Source organism: Mycoavidus sp. SF9855 (genome assembly GCF_024582735.1).
Lineage (GTDB): Bacteria > Pseudomonadota > Gammaproteobacteria > Burkholderiales > Burkholderiaceae > Mycoavidus.
The window spans coordinates 1,917,661-1,932,640 of sequence record NZ_CP102085.1 but is presented as its reverse complement, the minus strand read 5'-3'; the positions used below and the strand labels follow the sequence as shown (position 1 = coordinate 1,932,640).

11 protein-coding genes and 1 pseudogene are annotated in these 14,980 nt (G+C 51.7%); 11 read left to right on the top strand and 1 reads right to left on the bottom strand.

Annotated elements, in window-relative coordinates; all coding sequences use genetic code 11:
• The first annotated feature begins 18 nt into the window (after positions 1 to 18).
• Positions 19 to 1,314 (top strand): NAD-dependent dihydropyrimidine dehydrogenase subunit PreA, encoded by a 1,296-nt coding sequence (gene preA, locus NQD60_RS07745; RefSeq protein ID WP_257100343.1) that lies wholly within the window; start codon positions 19 to 21, stop codon positions 1,312 to 1,314.
• On the opposite strand, the gene fur is transcribed toward preA, so the two are convergent.
• Complete coding sequence (gene fur / locus NQD60_RS07740; RefSeq protein ID WP_257100342.1) at positions 1,311 to 1,748, bottom strand: ferric iron uptake transcriptional regulator; 438 nt, start codon at positions 1,746 to 1,748, stop codon at positions 1,311 to 1,313. The genes preA and fur overlap by 4 nt on opposite strands.
• Positions 1,749 to 1,992: 244 nt before the next feature.
• Between fur and NQD60_RS07735 the strand changes: the two are divergent.
• The 10 genes and pseudogenes from NQD60_RS07735 to NQD60_RS07690 form a co-directional block, all read left to right on the top strand.
• Positions 1,993 to 2,436, top strand: a pseudogene (locus NQD60_RS07735) (outer membrane protein assembly factor BamE); the annotation flags it as partial.
• Positions 2,437 to 2,438: 2 nt separating this feature from the next.
• Positions 2,439 to 3,245: a 4-hydroxy-tetrahydrodipicolinate reductase gene (gene dapB / locus NQD60_RS07730; RefSeq protein ID WP_257100341.1), complete on the top strand. Its 807-nt coding sequence runs from the start codon at positions 2,439 to 2,441 to the stop codon at positions 3,243 to 3,245.
• Between the two features lie 90 nt (positions 3,246 to 3,335).
• Complete coding sequence (gene leuS, locus NQD60_RS07725; RefSeq protein WP_257100340.1) at positions 3,336 to 6,002, top strand: leucine--tRNA ligase; 2,667 nt, start codon at positions 3,336 to 3,338, stop codon at positions 6,000 to 6,002.
• A 10-nt stretch (positions 6,003 to 6,012) separates the two neighbouring features.
• On the top strand, positions 6,013 to 6,525 hold the full coding sequence (gene lptE, locus NQD60_RS07720; protein ID WP_257100339.1) for an LPS assembly lipoprotein LptE: 513 nt from the start codon (positions 6,013 to 6,015) through the stop codon (positions 6,523 to 6,525).
• 31 nt (positions 6,526 to 6,556) lie between these two features.
• Positions 6,557 to 7,642, top strand: coding sequence for a DNA polymerase III subunit delta (gene holA, locus NQD60_RS07715; RefSeq protein WP_257100338.1), 1,086 nt, complete (start codon positions 6,557 to 6,559; stop codon positions 7,640 to 7,642).
• Between the two features lies 1 nt (position 7,643).
• Positions 7,644 to 8,915, top strand: a complete 1,272-nt coding sequence (locus tag NQD60_RS07710) for a glutamate-5-semialdehyde dehydrogenase (protein ID WP_257100337.1) — start codon at positions 7,644 to 7,646, stop codon at positions 8,913 to 8,915.
• Between the two features lie 229 nt (positions 8,916 to 9,144).
• Positions 9,145 to 9,570, top strand: a complete 426-nt coding sequence (locus NQD60_RS07705; RefSeq protein WP_257100336.1) for a CopD family protein — start codon at positions 9,145 to 9,147, stop codon at positions 9,568 to 9,570.
• Positions 9,571 to 9,869: 299 nt separating this feature from the next.
• Positions 9,870 to 11,132: an aromatic amino acid transporter gene (locus tag NQD60_RS07700; protein WP_257100335.1), complete on the top strand. Its 1,263-nt coding sequence runs from the start codon at positions 9,870 to 9,872 to the stop codon at positions 11,130 to 11,132.
• Between the two features lie 86 nt (positions 11,133 to 11,218).
• Positions 11,219 to 13,969, top strand: coding sequence for a pentapeptide repeat-containing protein (locus NQD60_RS07695; protein WP_257100334.1), 2,751 nt, complete (start codon positions 11,219 to 11,221; stop codon positions 13,967 to 13,969).
• Between the two features lie 455 nt (positions 13,970 to 14,424).
• Positions 14,425 to 14,883 (top strand): copper chaperone PCu(A)C, encoded by a 459-nt coding sequence (locus tag NQD60_RS07690; protein WP_257100333.1) that lies wholly within the window; start codon positions 14,425 to 14,427, stop codon positions 14,881 to 14,883.
• Positions 14,884 to 14,980 lie beyond the last annotated feature (97 nt).

The following is a 14,980-nucleotide window of genomic DNA, read 5'->3' as shown; positions in this document are numbered from 1 at the left end:
AAAACTGGAGAGCCGATCATGCCTGACCTTCGCTGCACGATAGCTGGTATCACGTCGCCGAACCCGTTTTGGCTCGCGTCCGCGCCACCCACCGATAAGGCCTACAATGTCAATCGCGCATTCGAGGCTGGCTGGGGCGGCGTAGTCTGGAAGACACTCGGCCTCGACCCACATGTGGTCAACGTAAGCTCGCGATACGGCGCGACGATGTACAACGGCCAGCGCATCGCGGGACTTAACAATATCGAGTTGATCACCGACCGACCACTCGACGTGAACCTGCGTGAAATTGCCCAGGTCAAGCGCGACTGGCCGGATCGTGCATTGATCGTCTCGCTGATGGTGCCATGTGACGAGTCCGCATGGAAATCGATCTTGTCCCAGGTTGAGGATACCGGCGCCGATGCGGTCGAACTCAATTTCGGCTGTCCGCACGGGATGAGCGAACGCAACATGGGCGCAGCGGTTGGCCAAGTGCCCGAATACGTCGAGATGGTCACACGCTGGGTCAAGCAAGCGAGCAGGTTGCCGTGCCTCGTCAAGCTGACGCCAAACATTACCGACATCCGGCTCGGCGCGCGTGCCGCATACGCAGGGGGTGCCGACGGCGTATCGCTGATCAATACAATCAACTCGATTATTGCCGTTGACCTGGACCAGATGGCGCCAGAGCCAACCGTTGACGGCAAAGGCACGCACGGCGGTTACTGCGGACCGGCGGTTAAGCCAATCGCATTGCATATGGTGGCTGAAATCGCGCGTGATGCAAAGACGTCTGGGTTGCCGATCTCCGGCATCGGCGGTATCTCGAACTGGCGCGACGCGGCTGAGTTCATCGTACTCGGCGCTGGCAGCGTGCAGGTGTGCACGGCGGCGATGCACTACGGCTTCCGGATCGTCAACGACATGATCGACGGTTTGTCGAACTGGATGGACGACAAAGGCTTCGCAACACTCGACGATTTGTGTGGCCGCGCGGTGCCTAATGTCACCGACTGGAAGCACCTGAACCTGCAATACGACGTCAAGGCGCGTATCGATCAGTCGCGATGCATTCAATGTGGACTGTGCCATATTGCATGTGAAGACGCTGCCCACCAAGCGATTACAGCGAGTCGCGATGGTCAGCGTTATTTCGAAGTGGTCGACGAAAACTGCGTCGGATGCAATTTATGCATGCATGTGTGTCCAGTCGATCAATGCATCACGATGGAGCGCGTTGACGCTGGCGGCTACGCGAACTGGACCACACATCCGAACAACCCAGCATGCCAGGCCGAGCCGCAAGCGTCTCAGAAAAAGAACTCTGTCTAAACAGATGAAGATTTCTTGTGCGGGCAGTTTTCCTTACGGCATGAACCATATAAGGAAAGCGAATGCTCGTGCAGGACAAACCCCCGGCTTTTTGCAATCATCTGCTGGCGTCGCTCAATTTCAGGGTCGTAAAATTCCTCGACTAAACCACAGTCGACACAAACCAAATGATCATGATGCGTGCCTTCATTAAGCTCGAATACGGATTTACCTGATTCAAAGTTGCTGCGGATCAGCAACCCGGCTTGTTCAAACTGCGTGAGTACTCGATAAACGGTGGCAAGACCAATATCAAGCTCCTCGTTAAGAAGTGCGCGATACACATCTTCAGCGCTCAAATGCCGGATATCACTGTTTTGAAAGATCTCGAGGATCTTCAGGCGTGGCAAGGTCGCTTTGAGGCCGATGCTCTTTAGATCGGAATGATTGGTCATTATTGGATATCAGTCAGGAGTAGAGAGTACAATGCGTATCTTTAATAATAATAGGTTTTTGGGCCAAGCAATGTAATTTATGACCAGTAAAAGAAGCTTCTTTTTGCAGGATGTATAAAGGGATAAGTCTCTTATAGCCTTTAGCCGGTCATCAGTTCCAACCCTCTATTTAGTCAAAGTTTTTAACATGAAATCGTTTCTTTTCACGTCCACTCGCCAACGCCGATTTGCTTTGCCTCATATCATGGGGTGGTCGATAGCAATAGCGTGCGCTACGCTGTTGATGGCTTGCTCGACCTATGACAGCACAACTCAACGCATCGTCCAGCGCATTACACCCTACCAGATTACGATTGTACAGGGCAATTTTATTTCCCGCGAGGCAATTGCCAAGCTACAAGCCGGCATGGGGCGAGAGCAGGTGCGCGCAGTGCTGGGTACGCCACTTGTCACCGATATTTTCCACCCAGAGCGGTGGGATTATATTTTTTACTTTAAGCGTGGCGCTACTAAAGTGGTGCAACAACGCCATTTGGTGGTTTATTTTGAGCGTGATCGCTTGTTGCGCTGGGCTGGCGGAGAAGATTTACCCTCTGAATATGAGCTGCTGGCTGAGATCGATGGTGATCGGCATGCAAATACGCGTAGCAAACAAGGCGCAGCTGCTGGCTCACCGCGTGCGGGCAGCTAATGAGTGCGCTTAAAATTGCCTTAACGGGCGCTTCTGGGCGCATGGGCCGCATGCTGATTGAGACAATCCTGGCTACGCCCAGCGTGCAGCTCGTGGGCGTGTATGAGCGCAGCAATAATGCGCTGGTAGGGCAAGATGCCGGGGCTTTCTTAGGTCAATCTACAGGGGTGGCCGTCTCTAATGATATCGACGCGGTGTTAGCGCCGGCTGAATGCTTGATTGACTTTACGCGTCCAGAAGGTACGCTCGCCAATTTGAACCTAGCCTGTCAGTACGGTGTAAAGTTGGTGATTGGCACGACCGGGTTTACGCCAACTCAGCAGGCCGAGTTGGCCGCGGCCGCGACTAGAGTGCCGCTTGTGCTAGCGCCGAATATGAGTGTTGGCGTGAATGTGACTTTTAAGCTGCTGGAGCTGGCTGCGCGTTCTTTAGCCAGCGATTATGATATTGAAATTATTGAGGCGCATCACCGACATAAAGTCGATGCGCCATCAGGCACTGCCCTGAAGATGGGAGAAATCGTGGCGCATGCATTGGGCCGTGACTTAGCGGAAGTGGCGGTGTATGGCCGCGAAGGGGTCACCGGAGCGCGGGACCCTGCGACGATTGGTTTTGCAACCGTGCGCGGCGGTGATATTGTGGGCGATCATACGGTGCTGTTTGCGGGCATCGGCGAGCGCATTGAAATTACTCATAAATCATCTAGCCGCCTGAGCTATGCGCAGGGTGCGCTACGGGCGGCGCATTTTTTGGCGGATAAGCCAAATGGCCTATTTGATATGCAAGATGTGCTTGGTCTGCGTTGATTAGAGCGCAGCCAGTATAATTATCTACCGCGCAGCGGTTACGCTATTTCATAGAATTTTCCGGTTACTTTATTGAATACCTTACCTGTTATGCAAGAAAAATATATTCCTACCGAAGTTGAAGCGGCGATGCAACGTGATTGGGCTCAACACAATGTATATCAGGCAAGCGAAGCGGCCCCTCGGGATAAGAAATTTTATTGCGTGTCGATGCTGCCTTACCCTTCTGGCAAGTTGCATATGGGGCATGTGCGCAACTATACAATCAATGATGTGATGGCCCGCTATCTACGGATGAAAGGCTTCAATGTATTAATGCCGATGGGCTGGGATGCATTCGGCATGCCGGCAGAAAATGCGGCGATGGCAAATGGCGTGGCGCCGGCACAATGGACCTATGACAATATTGCCTACATGAAAAAGCAAATGCAGGCGATGGGCTTGGCTATAGATTGGTCGCGCGAATTTGCAACCTGCGAGCCGGATTACTACAAATGGAATCAGTGGCTGTTTTTGAAGATGCTTGAGGCGGGCATCGTCTACAAAAAAACCGGCACCGTCAATTGGGATCCGGTTGACCAAACCGTATTGGCGAATGAACAAGTTATCGATGGCCGCGGCTGGCGCTCAGGCGCGTTAGTTGAAAAGCGTGAAATCCCAATGTACTACATGCGGATTACGCACTATGCGGGCGAGTTATTAGACGCACTCGATGATCTGGGCTGGCCAGAGCGGGTTAAGCTGATGCAGCAGAATTGGCTAGGTAAAAGTACCGGAGTGAATATCAGCTTTCCCTATCAACTCGATGGGGAACAAAAGCTGTTACGGGTTTTTACCACGCGCGCCGATACTCTGATGGGAGCAACCTTTTGTGCGATAGCTGCCGAACATCCGCTGGCGCTGCACTTAGCGCAAAACCGGCCAGAATTGCAGGCTTTTATTGATACCTGCAAATTAGGCGGCAGTGCCGAAGCCGATCTGGCAACCCTTGAAAAGAAAGGTGTCGCCACAGGCTTTTTCGTTCAGCATCCACTGACCGGGCAAGACATCGAAGTATGGCTGGGTAATTACGTGTTAATGAGCTACGGCGAAGGTGCGGTGATGGGGGTGCCAGCGCACGATGAGCGTGATTTTGCGTTTGCGCTTAAATATGGTCTGCCGATTAAGCAAGTGATTGCGGTCAATGAGCAGCCCTACTCTAATACCAACTGGGCCGATTGGTATACAGATAAAGAAAATGGCGTCTGTGTAAATAGCGGAAAATACAATGGCTTGGCCTATGAGCCGGCAGTCAAGGCGATTGTTGCTGACTTAGCCGCACTCGGTCTGGGTGAGCAACGTGTGGTATGGCGTTTGCGCGATTGGGGTATTTCGCGGCAGCGCTATTGGGGAACACCGATTCCACTGATTCATTGCGCTGCATGTGGTGAGGTCCCCGTGCCAGAGGCGGATTTGCCCGTTGTCTTACCGGAAGATTTAGTGCCAGATGGCAGCGGCAATCCGCTGGCCAAATCGGCGGCTTTTGTTAATTGCAGCTGCCCTAAATGCGGTGCGCCTGCACGTCGTGAAACCGACACGATGGATACCTTTGTCGATTCATCCTGGTATTTCTCGCGCTATACCTGTCCGGCTGCGCAAATCAATGGCCAACCGTCGATTGTTGATGCGCGCACCGAGTACTGGATGCCGATGGACCAATATATCGGTGGTATTGAGCATGCGATTTTGCATTTGCTGTATTCTCGTTTTTGGGCCAAAGTGATGCGCGATCTCGGCCTGGTGACGTTTTCTGAGCCGATAAAAAATTTACTGACCCAGGGCATGGTGCTCAACGAAACTTTTTATCGTGAAAATGCTGCTGGCAAACGCACCTGGTTTAACCCGACTGAAGTGACCTTGAGCCGTGATAGTAAAGGCCGGCCTTGTGGCGCCGTGCTCAATGCGGATGGCTTACCGGTGGTCGTGGGGGGCATTGAGAAAATGTCCAAATCAAAACATAATGGCGTTGACCCACAATTATTGATTGACCAGTACGGCGCAGATACGGCACGTTTATTTATCATGTTTGCCGCGCCTCCCGAGCAACAGCTTGAATGGTCGAGTGCCGGGGTCGAGGGCGCGAGTCGCTTTTTACGCCGGCTTTGGACATTTGGCTATGCACAGGCTGACTTGATGGCGCGTGCAGCCTCTTTGAACGTCACTTCGTTGGCCTCCAGTACGTATTTAGCTCGTTTAACTGAAGCGCAAAAGGTATTGCGCCGCGACATTCATCGCATCTTGACGCAAGCTGAATTTGACTATCAGCGCGTTCAGTACAATACGGTTGTCTCGGCTGCCATGAAAATGCTCAAGGCACTTGAAGCTGCAACAGAGGCCCAAGCGGGTGAGGCCACCGAAATGTGGGGTCTAGTGGTGCGCGAGGGATATGGCATTTTGCTGCGCGTGTTGTACCCAGTGGTACCGCATATTGCTTGCACCTTGTGGGATGCGCTTGGATTTAACGCTGCATTTGGCTGCACGCTATTAGATGCGCCTTGGCCTGAGATTGATCAGGGCGCGCTTGAGGAAAGCGAGATCGAGTTGGTGTTGCAGATCAACGGTAAGGTACGAGGCGCGCTCACTGTTGCCAAAGAGGCCTGCCGTGATGAGATTGAGCAAGCAGCGCTCGCTCATGAGGTGTTTAAGCGTTTTGCTAATGGCCAGATGCCAAAGAAAGTGGTGGTGGTGCCTGGGCGTCTTGTCAATCTGGTGATTTAAGGGGCTTTTTATGTTGAGCACCCGCGTGGCCGCTGTGCCCATCCTCCTCATCTTGATCTCGCTAGCGGCGTGTGGCTTTCAGCTTAAAGGTCAGCAGGATTACGCTTTCAAGCGCCTTTATATCGAGCCCTCTGGCACGGCCAGTCCGTCGATGATCGTGCGCGTGAAGCGGATGATTCAGACTGGCAGCGATACGGTGATCGTCGCGGCCACGCATGATGCCGATGCGATCTTGTCGGTCTCTGCCGCGCGTAATCAGCGTGCCCTAAGCTTGACCGCCCAAGGGGTGGTTGAAGAATATGAACTGGCTACGTCGGTGGTTTATGCACTCACCAGCACGGACGGCACGATCTTAATCCCAACCAGTATGATTCGGCTGAATCGTTCGATGACCTATAATGATCGGTATGCACTGGCCAAACAAGCTGAATCTGAATTGCTGTATCGCGATATGGAAAATGATGCGACGGATCAATTAATGCGTCGTCTGGCCTTGGTGCATAGCCTTAAGCCTGCACAATAGCTCTATACCTGCTTGACTCAACAAGAAACCCATGCAACTGCGCGCTGATTCGCTCGCTAGCCATTTACGCAAGGAGCTTGCAAAGCTTTACATTGTATATGGCGATGAGCATCTTCTCATGCAAGAAACACTGGATGCCATTCGCGCAGTTGCGCGCGCGGCAGCTCATACGGATCGCTCTATTTTTACGGTGGAGCGTGGCTTTGATTGGAGCGCGTTGCTCGGCACCAGTCAAGCTATGTCGCTGTTTGGTGAGCGCCAATTGCTTGAAGTGCGCATTCCAAGCGGTAAGCCAGGCAAGGAGGGCGCCGAAGCTCTAAAAATCCTAGCGGCTGAGTCTCATCCAGATAGGGTGGTCTTGATTACCTTACCTAGACTGGATGCCGCCACTCAAAAAACCGCGTGGTTTACGGCTTTGCTCGCAGCCGGGGTCGCCATCCGCATTGATCGCGTTGAGCGAGCGTTGCTGCCGAACTGGATTAGCCAGCGTCTGACCGCCCAGGGCCAGCAGATGCCGCCTGGTGAAGCCGGGCGGCAGGCATTGCGGCTGATTGCGGAACGAGTCGAAGGTAATTTGCTGGCGGCGCATCAAGAAATTCAAAAACTTGGGCTGCTCTACCCTCCAGGCGAGCTTAGCGTCGAGCAAATCCGCGAGGCGGTATTAAATGTGGCTCGTTATGATGTCTTTAAGCTGAATGAGGCCATGCTCGCAGGTGATGTGCGGCGGCTCGCCACCATGCTGGATGGTTTGCGCGGCGAAGGCGAAGCTTCTATGCTGGTATTATGGGCATTGGTTGAGGAATTGCGGGTGCTGTTGCAGCTTAAGCGTGGCGTGGCCGCTGGTCGGCCGTTTAATACCCTGCTGCGTGAGCAGCGCGTATGGGGGCCGCGCGAGAAGCTCATAGGTCCTGCGTTAGCGCGCTTGAGCGAAGAAACACTGGTCGCGGGCTTAGCTTTTGCGGCGCGTCTAGATCGTCAAATGAAAGGGCTTACGCGTCTCTTTGCCAGTGAGCCGCCGCAGGCTTTGCCACCTGCGGACCTGTGGCATGGCCTCTTTGAGTTAGCTATGATGGTAGCGCTGTCGAATCAATCAAGGGTAGGCCAAAGCCGGGAATAATATGAATATTGATCACTATATGACCGATCTCGGTCAACGCGCTCGCACCGCTTCACGTGCCATGGCGCGAGCCACAACGGCTGCTAAGAATAATGCGCTAGAGACGATTGCATCTGCGCTTGAGCAAGACCTTACGGGGTTAAAAGAAGCCAATGCACGCGATTGTGCGCAGGCGCAAGAAAAAGGCTTGGAGGCAGCCTTTATTGATCGCCTAACCCTGTCCGATGCAGCGCTGCGCACAATGATTGCTGGCCTGCGGCAGGTACTCTCGTTGCCAGACCCGATTGGCGAAATCAGTGAACTCAAATCCCGCCCAAGTGGCATTCAGGTTGGCCGGATGCGCGTGCCACTTGGCGTGATTGGTATCATTTATGAAGCTCGGCCGAATGTCACCATTGACGCCGCGGCACTGTGCCTGAAAGCCGGTAATGCGGTGATTTTGCGGGGTGGTTCGGAGGCGCTCAATAGCAATCTGGCACTTGCTCGTTCAATTAGCAGCGGGCTCGCAGCCGCCGGCTTGCCAGCCGATGCAGTGCAAGTGGTCGCGACGGCTGATCGGGCTGCTGTGGGCAAATTGGCGACGATGACTGAATATATCGACGTGCTGGTACCGCGTGGCGGCAAGAGTTTGATTGAGCGCTTAATGCGCGAAGCGCGCGTGCCCATGATTAAGCACCTAGACGGTGTTTGCCATGTATACGTCGATAGTGCGGCCGACCTGACCAAGGCCCTAGCGGTTTGCGACAATGCAAAGACGCAGCGCTACGGCACGTGTAACACGATGGAAACACTATTAGTTGCCGCTAGCATAGCGGCGACCGTCCTACCGCCACTATGCCGACTGTATCAGGATAAAGCCGTCGCCTTACGCGTCTGTGCTCGCAGTCGTACAGTGCTTGAGCAAGCCGGGATTGCTTCTCTGACCGATGCAACTGAAGCAGATTGGCGTGCCGAATACCTCGCACCTATTCTAGCGATTCGTATTGTCGATGATCTAGATGCTGCCATTGAGCACATTAATACTTACGGTTCCGCCCACACAGATGCCATCGTGACCGAGCATTATGACCATGCGCAACGCTTTTTGCGCGAAGTGGATTCGGCCAGTGTTCTGGTGAATGCTTCAACGCGGTTTGCCGATGGTTTTGAATATGGACTTGGCGCGGAAATCGGCATCTCAAACGACAAGCTGCACGCGCGCGGACCGGTGGGCTTAGAGGGTTTAACTTCGTTGAAATATATTGTGTTAGGCCACGGCGAAGGCAGGAGCTAAAAAGTTCAGGATTACCGAAAATGATGTCATGGCAGCTAACTCAATGAGCATTCGATTATTTGTTGCCGAAAAGGCCCTGGAATGAGCGCAAAACTACTGCGTCACGGTTAGCAAGTCTGGCATAATATCCGGCCTAGTGATCTCCGATATTTATTTTTTGACGTTTGGTGTCTGACAAACTTAGCGTGTTGCAAGACCTGTCAGCTGGCGTCTTTTTTAAAAGATACTCATGCTTTGGATTAAATCGTTACATATTGTTTTTGTTGCATCGTGGTTTGCGGGCCTGGCTTACCTGCCACGGATTTATATGAATCTGGCGCAAGAAACCGAGCCGGCAGCAATCAAACGCTTGCTGATGATGGCGCGTAAGCTGTTTCGCTTTATGACGATTATTGCCGTACCCGCGCTTGGCTTTGGCCTTTGGTTATGGCTAGTGGTGGGTATTGGCCTGGAAGGCCCAGGTAATGGCTGGATGCATACGAAGCTAAGTATTGTTGCCCTGCTGATTGCTTATCATATTACCTGTGGTAAGCTGCTAGCGGTGTTCGAGCAAGGGCGTAATAAGCGTAGCCAATGCTGGTATCGAGGATTTAGTGAGTTGCCGGTGTTGGGGCTGCTCGCTGCTGTCCTTTTAGTGGTTTTCAAACCGTTCTAAAGCTTATTGTAGTGTCGCTCCCACTGAGCCATCCCTACGAATCCTCTGGCGATTGCATCATAGCATCCTCCCTCAGGCTAGATCAAAGCCCCACCTTCCGATCGCTCTGTAAGAGAGTCGGAGGGCGGGCGTCCCAAGCTGGAGACGGTGCGTCTAATTATTAAATAACCGTAGAACTCATCGTATGATGAGGCTATTGTGTATTTTGCGTGCCGAGAAATGACCACAATAAAAAATTCAAAAATGAATATGAACGCTAAATAATTTATATAGCACAGAACTAAAAAGGAAAATGGGTTATGGGTATTGATAGTGTTAATCCCAGAAAATCACCTGGCTTGACAAGCGGAGTGATGTTGGTTATCGCCACGGTGGTAGGTGGCGGTATGTTTTCCTTGCCGATCGCCATGGCCGGCGTCTGGTTTGTTAACGGGGCAATTATCCTTATTTTAGTTGCTTTAATGATGCTGATGACGGGCTTGCTTTTACTGGAAGTTAATCTTCATTTCGGGCCCGGTGCGAGTTTTAATACTTTCACCACCGAGCTGCTGGGTAAAAAATGGAATGTGCTCGTTGGCGCCTCTTTTATTTTTGTGCTGTATATTCTGACCTATGCTTATATTTCCGGCTCTTCAGCAGTACTCTCTCAGACCATAACTAAATATACTGATATATCGCTGCCGGTGAGTTTCTTGGTGATGATAGTCAGTTTTATTGTTGGTCTGATTGCTTGGTATAGCTCACGGTGGGTTGGCCGGATTGTTACCGTACTGACTTTTGGTAAGTTTATTGCTTTTTTTGCTACCTTTTCCGGCATGGTCAGTCATATTGAAATAGCTAAAGTTTTAGATTCGGCCTCGGTCGCGCTCAAAGACACTCATTATTTCCCGTATGTGCTGATGACCCTGCCCTTCTGTATTATTTCGTTTGGTTTTCACGGTAACATGCCTAGTTTATTGAGATTGTATGGAAAATCCGGCATCCGTAACATCACTCGTTCGATTATTATCGGCTTGGCATTTTCTCTTCTGCTTTATATCTTCTGGCTGCTAGTCACAATGGGCAATATTAGCCGCGCCGAGTTTCCCCAGATTATTGCCAAAGGTGGCAACGTCGATACCTTTGTCGGAGCGCTCGACGGTGCCTTGAACAGCAAGCATATGGATTTGATTTTGACGTTTTTTGGCAATTTTGCAGTAGCGAGTTCAATGTTGGCGGCAACTTTAGGGCTATTCGATTATATCGCCGACCTATTTAATTTCAAAAATGATCATGTCGGACGATTTAAAACCGCCGTTATCACCTATTTACCTCCGGCGGTAATCTGTGCTTTTTATCCTAATGGTTTTATTTATGCGATTGGTTATGCTGGGCTAGCTTTTACTATCTGGAGCGTGATTTTACCGCCGTTTTTGGTAAAAAGCGCTCGCAAGCGTTACGCGCAGGCAATATATACTGCACCATGCAATAATCTGATGCTTAACCTGATTATTGTCTGCGGCTTTATAGTTTACCTCACGGTGATTATGAATATGTTTGGGTGGTTGCCAGTCTTCAAGTAAAGTTGTAAGGGTGGTGCCCATATAGAGCAGAACGTGCCGTCTGAGTGGGCGCACTCTCAACCCGATCCCGTTCAAAAAGGATATGCATGTTAAACCCTATTTCAAGCTCTACTACGGCATCTCATCCAGCAGTGCAACCGTCTCCAAAAGCCTCATTCGTGTCGTTGCCTGTCGAAGTTCGAGAAGAAATAGAAAATTATCTGCAAGTATGGGAGCGGCAGAATCTCTTTAAAGCATTGACTACGGTGATGCATCATGGCGCGCCAGTGGATTCACCTGCTTTGAAGTTACACTTGCTGCAGCAAAGGATTGCGGCCAAATATCATCAGAGTTTGGCGAGTTCGGACGAGAGCTTGCGCACTTTTGCGTTGAATCAACTGCAAAGGCTAGGAGAACTAGGGGAACTTGATAAAGTAGTCGAGAAGCGTGCACTTTTTGGGCTATTGAGTCTGGTAGGTGAGCAAACGATATTTGGCTATTTAAGAGAAAAAATCGAACAAGAGCCGGCGTTAAAGGAAACGCTACTGAACTGGGTCGAACGCTCAAAGACAGAAGACGTGCAGCCGATGGCAGCCAATGCGATGACTGTGTTAGTCAAAAGTGGGGTTCAGTTTAAAGAAGCGGATTTAAGGGGGGTCCGCGTACCTGGTGCGGATCTGAGTTTTGGGGTCTTTGATTCAGCGCAGTTGCAAGGAGCAGATTTAAGCCACACCCATCTTCGGGCGAGCTGGCTGCGTCAGGCAAATTTAAGCAATGCGCAGATGAGCGGGGTGCAGTTTGGCGAATGGCCGTATCTCCAAGAAGAAACTGTGGTGTATCCCTGTGCGTATTCACCGGATGGAAGAAACTGTGCGATAGGTGATATAAATGGCCGGATCAGCGTGTATGACACATCAAACTGGACAAAAATCCACACCTTAGCAAGACATACCAAAACTGTTATTAGCGTGGTGTATGCGCCGAGCGGAGAGCAACTCGCCTCAGGCTGTACTGACAATATGGTGCGGCTGTGGGACGCGAAAAGCGGAGCCCTCGTGCATACCTTAAAAGGACATACCCGAAATAGCATCCGGTATTCGTCGCAAGGTGCGCAACTCGCGTATTCGCCGAACGGTGCGCAACTCGCCTCAAGCAGTAATGACAAGACGGCGGTGCGCCTGTGGAACACGCACAGCGGAGCCCTCGTGCACACCTTACAAGGACATACGCATTATGTTGAGAGTGTGGCGTATTCGCCGAGTGGGAAGCAGATTGCCTCCGGCAGTGAGGACAAGACGGTGCGGCTGTGGGATGCGCACAGCGGCACCCTCGTGCACACCTTACGCGGACATACCAGCACTGTTAAGAGCGTGGCGTATGCGCCAAGTGGCACCCAGATCGCTTCGGCGGGCAGTTGGGACAAGACGGTGCGGCTATGGGACGCGGCAAGCGGTGCGCTGCTCTACACTTTACAAGGACATACCGGCTGGGTTACTAGCGTGGCGTATGCGCCGAGTGGGGAGCAGCTCGCTTCGGGCAGTTGGGACAAGACGGTGCGGCTGTGGGATGCGGCCAGCGGTGCACCCAGGCACACCTTAACAGGACAGACCAGAGGTGTTAATAGCGTGGTGTATTTGCCCAGCGGCACCCAGATCGCCTCCGGCGGTTTTGACAAGACAGTGCGGCTGTGGGACGTGGCAAGCTGTGCGTCCGCGTACACCTTAGAAGGACATACCGACGATGTTACTAGCGTGGCGTATTCACCGAGTGGGGAGCAGATTGCCTCCGGCAGTGAGGACAAGACGGTGCGACTGTGGGACGCGCATAACGGCAAGCTCAGGCATACCTTAAAAGGACATACCGACTGGGTTAATAGCGTGGTGTATTCGCCGAGCGGATTGCAAATTGCCTCCTGCAGTAGGGACAAGACAGTACGGCTGTGGGACGCGGCAAGCGGTGCGCACACGCACACCTTAGCAGGACATACCGACAAGGTTAATAGCGTGACGTATTCGCCGAGTGGGGAGCAGATTGCCTCCGGCAGTGAGGACAAGATGGTGCGGCTGTGGGACGCGGCAAGCGGTGCACACACGCACACCTTAGCAGGACATAACAAAGCTGTTAATAGCGTGGTGTATTCGCCGAGTGGGTTGCAAATTGCCTCCGGCAGTAGGGATAATACAGTGCAACTGTGGGACGCGGCAAGCGGTGCGCTGCTCTACACTTTACAAGGATATACCGGCTGGCTTACTAGCGTGGTGTATTCGCCGAGCGGGTTGCAAATTGCCTTCGGCAGTATGGACCGGACAATACTGCTGTGGGACGCGGCAAGCGGTGTGCTGCGCTACACTTTACAAGGACATGCCAGGTTAGTTACTAGCGTAGCGTATTCGCCCAGCGGTGCTCAGATTGCCTCCGGCAGTCATGACAAGACAGTGCGGCTGTGGGACGCGGCAAGCGGTGCGCCCACGCACATCTTAGCAGGACATACCGACACGGTTAGTAGCGTGGCGTATTCGCCGAGTGGGGAGCAGATTGCCTCTCGCAGTGAGGACAAGACAGTGCGGCTGTGGGACGCGCAGAGCGGACAGTGTTTAGCGCTGCTGCAAGATTTTGGGGGCGTGATCAATAGTATCGCCTGGAAAACGACCCCCGACGGTACCTATTTAGTGACCGGTTGTGGTGATAAATCAGTCCGTGTTTGGCAGTTCATCGAAGACGAAGGCCATGTTCGAGCGCGCCTGCATTGGAGTTCGACATATGATAGGTTGGCCGTCACCGAGATGATTATTCAAGACGTGCTAGGTTTAAGCCAGGTCAATCAGAAGCTCCTAAAGCAGCGTGGCGCACTCTCCTAGATGAGGCGTGTTGCGACCGACCGGTGGAATTCGCCCAGTATTGGAGAGTGGTCCAAACTGGGGGCTGACGTAATCAACTGATTTTTTTGATTGTCGAGTGTGGTCCGGCTTTTCTGACGGTGGTTCGACAATGTCAAAGCACTTACTTCCACGGGCTCGGCCGTCAGCCCCCAGTTTAGACCACTCTCCCACATCTCGGCCTAAGCTGCTGATTTGAATACAAAATTCAGCTTAGATCAAGCTCACCAGAGCGTTGGCTAAACACAACAAAACTAATTATTTGTTTGAAAAATTTGAAGTTAATGAGTAATTTGCTACTCATGGCTTAATAATTTTAAGTCTTCATATCTTCAGAAAAAGGGGGGCACGCAAAACAGACCAAAGCTCAAATCAATTAACCAATAGTACTCACGATTTAAATAACGTTTAAGAACCGTCACTAATCAGGAGAAATAATGAGATTGTTTACTTTGCTCTTAGCCAGTCTGTTGACCTTCATATCGCCCACCTCGGCATTTGCCAAAACACCTGTATCTACTGATATTACATCGGCGAAAAATTCAGCTTGGGTACGCTGGCTACCTAATGCATTACCTGCTGCTGGTTATATCACATTGCAAAATAGCTCGAGCCAGCCGCTCGATGTCGCCAAAATCACTAGCCCAGATTACAAAAGGATCACAATATATCAAACTGTAACCGATAATGAATCCAGCAAAATGGTTAAAGTCGATAAATTCACTATCCCTGCAAATGGCGAGTTTGCGCTCGTTCCTGGCGGTTACCATCTCATATTTGAAAAACCAACACATCTGATTACTCCGGGCGACAACGCCAGAGCTATTTTCTTTTTATCAGATGGCAAAGTGTTTAAAGTAAGAATGCCAGTACGCACGTCACCAGAACTTTATTAAAAACATAAGTCACAAACCATAATTGGAGAGTGTTTCATTTTCCGGGGGCTGAAGCTTCTCAAACGCGTGTGCAAGTGCTTAATGGTGATCTGTGTAA

Excerpts from the sequence above, each read along its gene's own strand:
- preA (WP_257100343.1), top strand. The coding sequence starts at position 19 with ATGCCTGACCTTCGCTGCACGATAGCTGGTATCACGTCGCCGAACCCG.
- fur (WP_257100342.1), bottom strand. The coding sequence starts at position 1,748 with ATGACCAATCATTCCGATCTAAAGAGCATCGGCCTCAAAGCGACCTTG.
- dapB (WP_257100341.1), top strand. The coding sequence starts at position 2,439 with ATGAGTGCGCTTAAAATTGCCTTAACGGGCGCTTCTGGGCGCATGGGC.
- leuS (WP_257100340.1), top strand. The coding sequence starts at position 3,336 with ATGCAAGAAAAATATATTCCTACCGAAGTTGAAGCGGCGATGCAACGT.
- lptE (WP_257100339.1), top strand. The coding sequence starts at position 6,013 with ATGTTGAGCACCCGCGTGGCCGCTGTGCCCATCCTCCTCATCTTGATC.
- holA (WP_257100338.1), top strand. The coding sequence starts at position 6,557 with ATGCAACTGCGCGCTGATTCGCTCGCTAGCCATTTACGCAAGGAGCTT.
- NQD60_RS07710 (WP_257100337.1), top strand. The coding sequence starts at position 7,644 with ATGAATATTGATCACTATATGACCGATCTCGGTCAACGCGCTCGCACC.
- NQD60_RS07705 (WP_257100336.1), top strand. The coding sequence starts at position 9,145 with ATGCTTTGGATTAAATCGTTACATATTGTTTTTGTTGCATCGTGGTTT.
- NQD60_RS07700 (WP_257100335.1), top strand. The coding sequence starts at position 9,870 with ATGGGTATTGATAGTGTTAATCCCAGAAAATCACCTGGCTTGACAAGC.
- NQD60_RS07695 (WP_257100334.1), top strand. The coding sequence starts at position 11,219 with ATGTTAAACCCTATTTCAAGCTCTACTACGGCATCTCATCCAGCAGTG.
- NQD60_RS07690 (WP_257100333.1), top strand. The coding sequence starts at position 14,425 with ATGAGATTGTTTACTTTGCTCTTAGCCAGTCTGTTGACCTTCATATCG.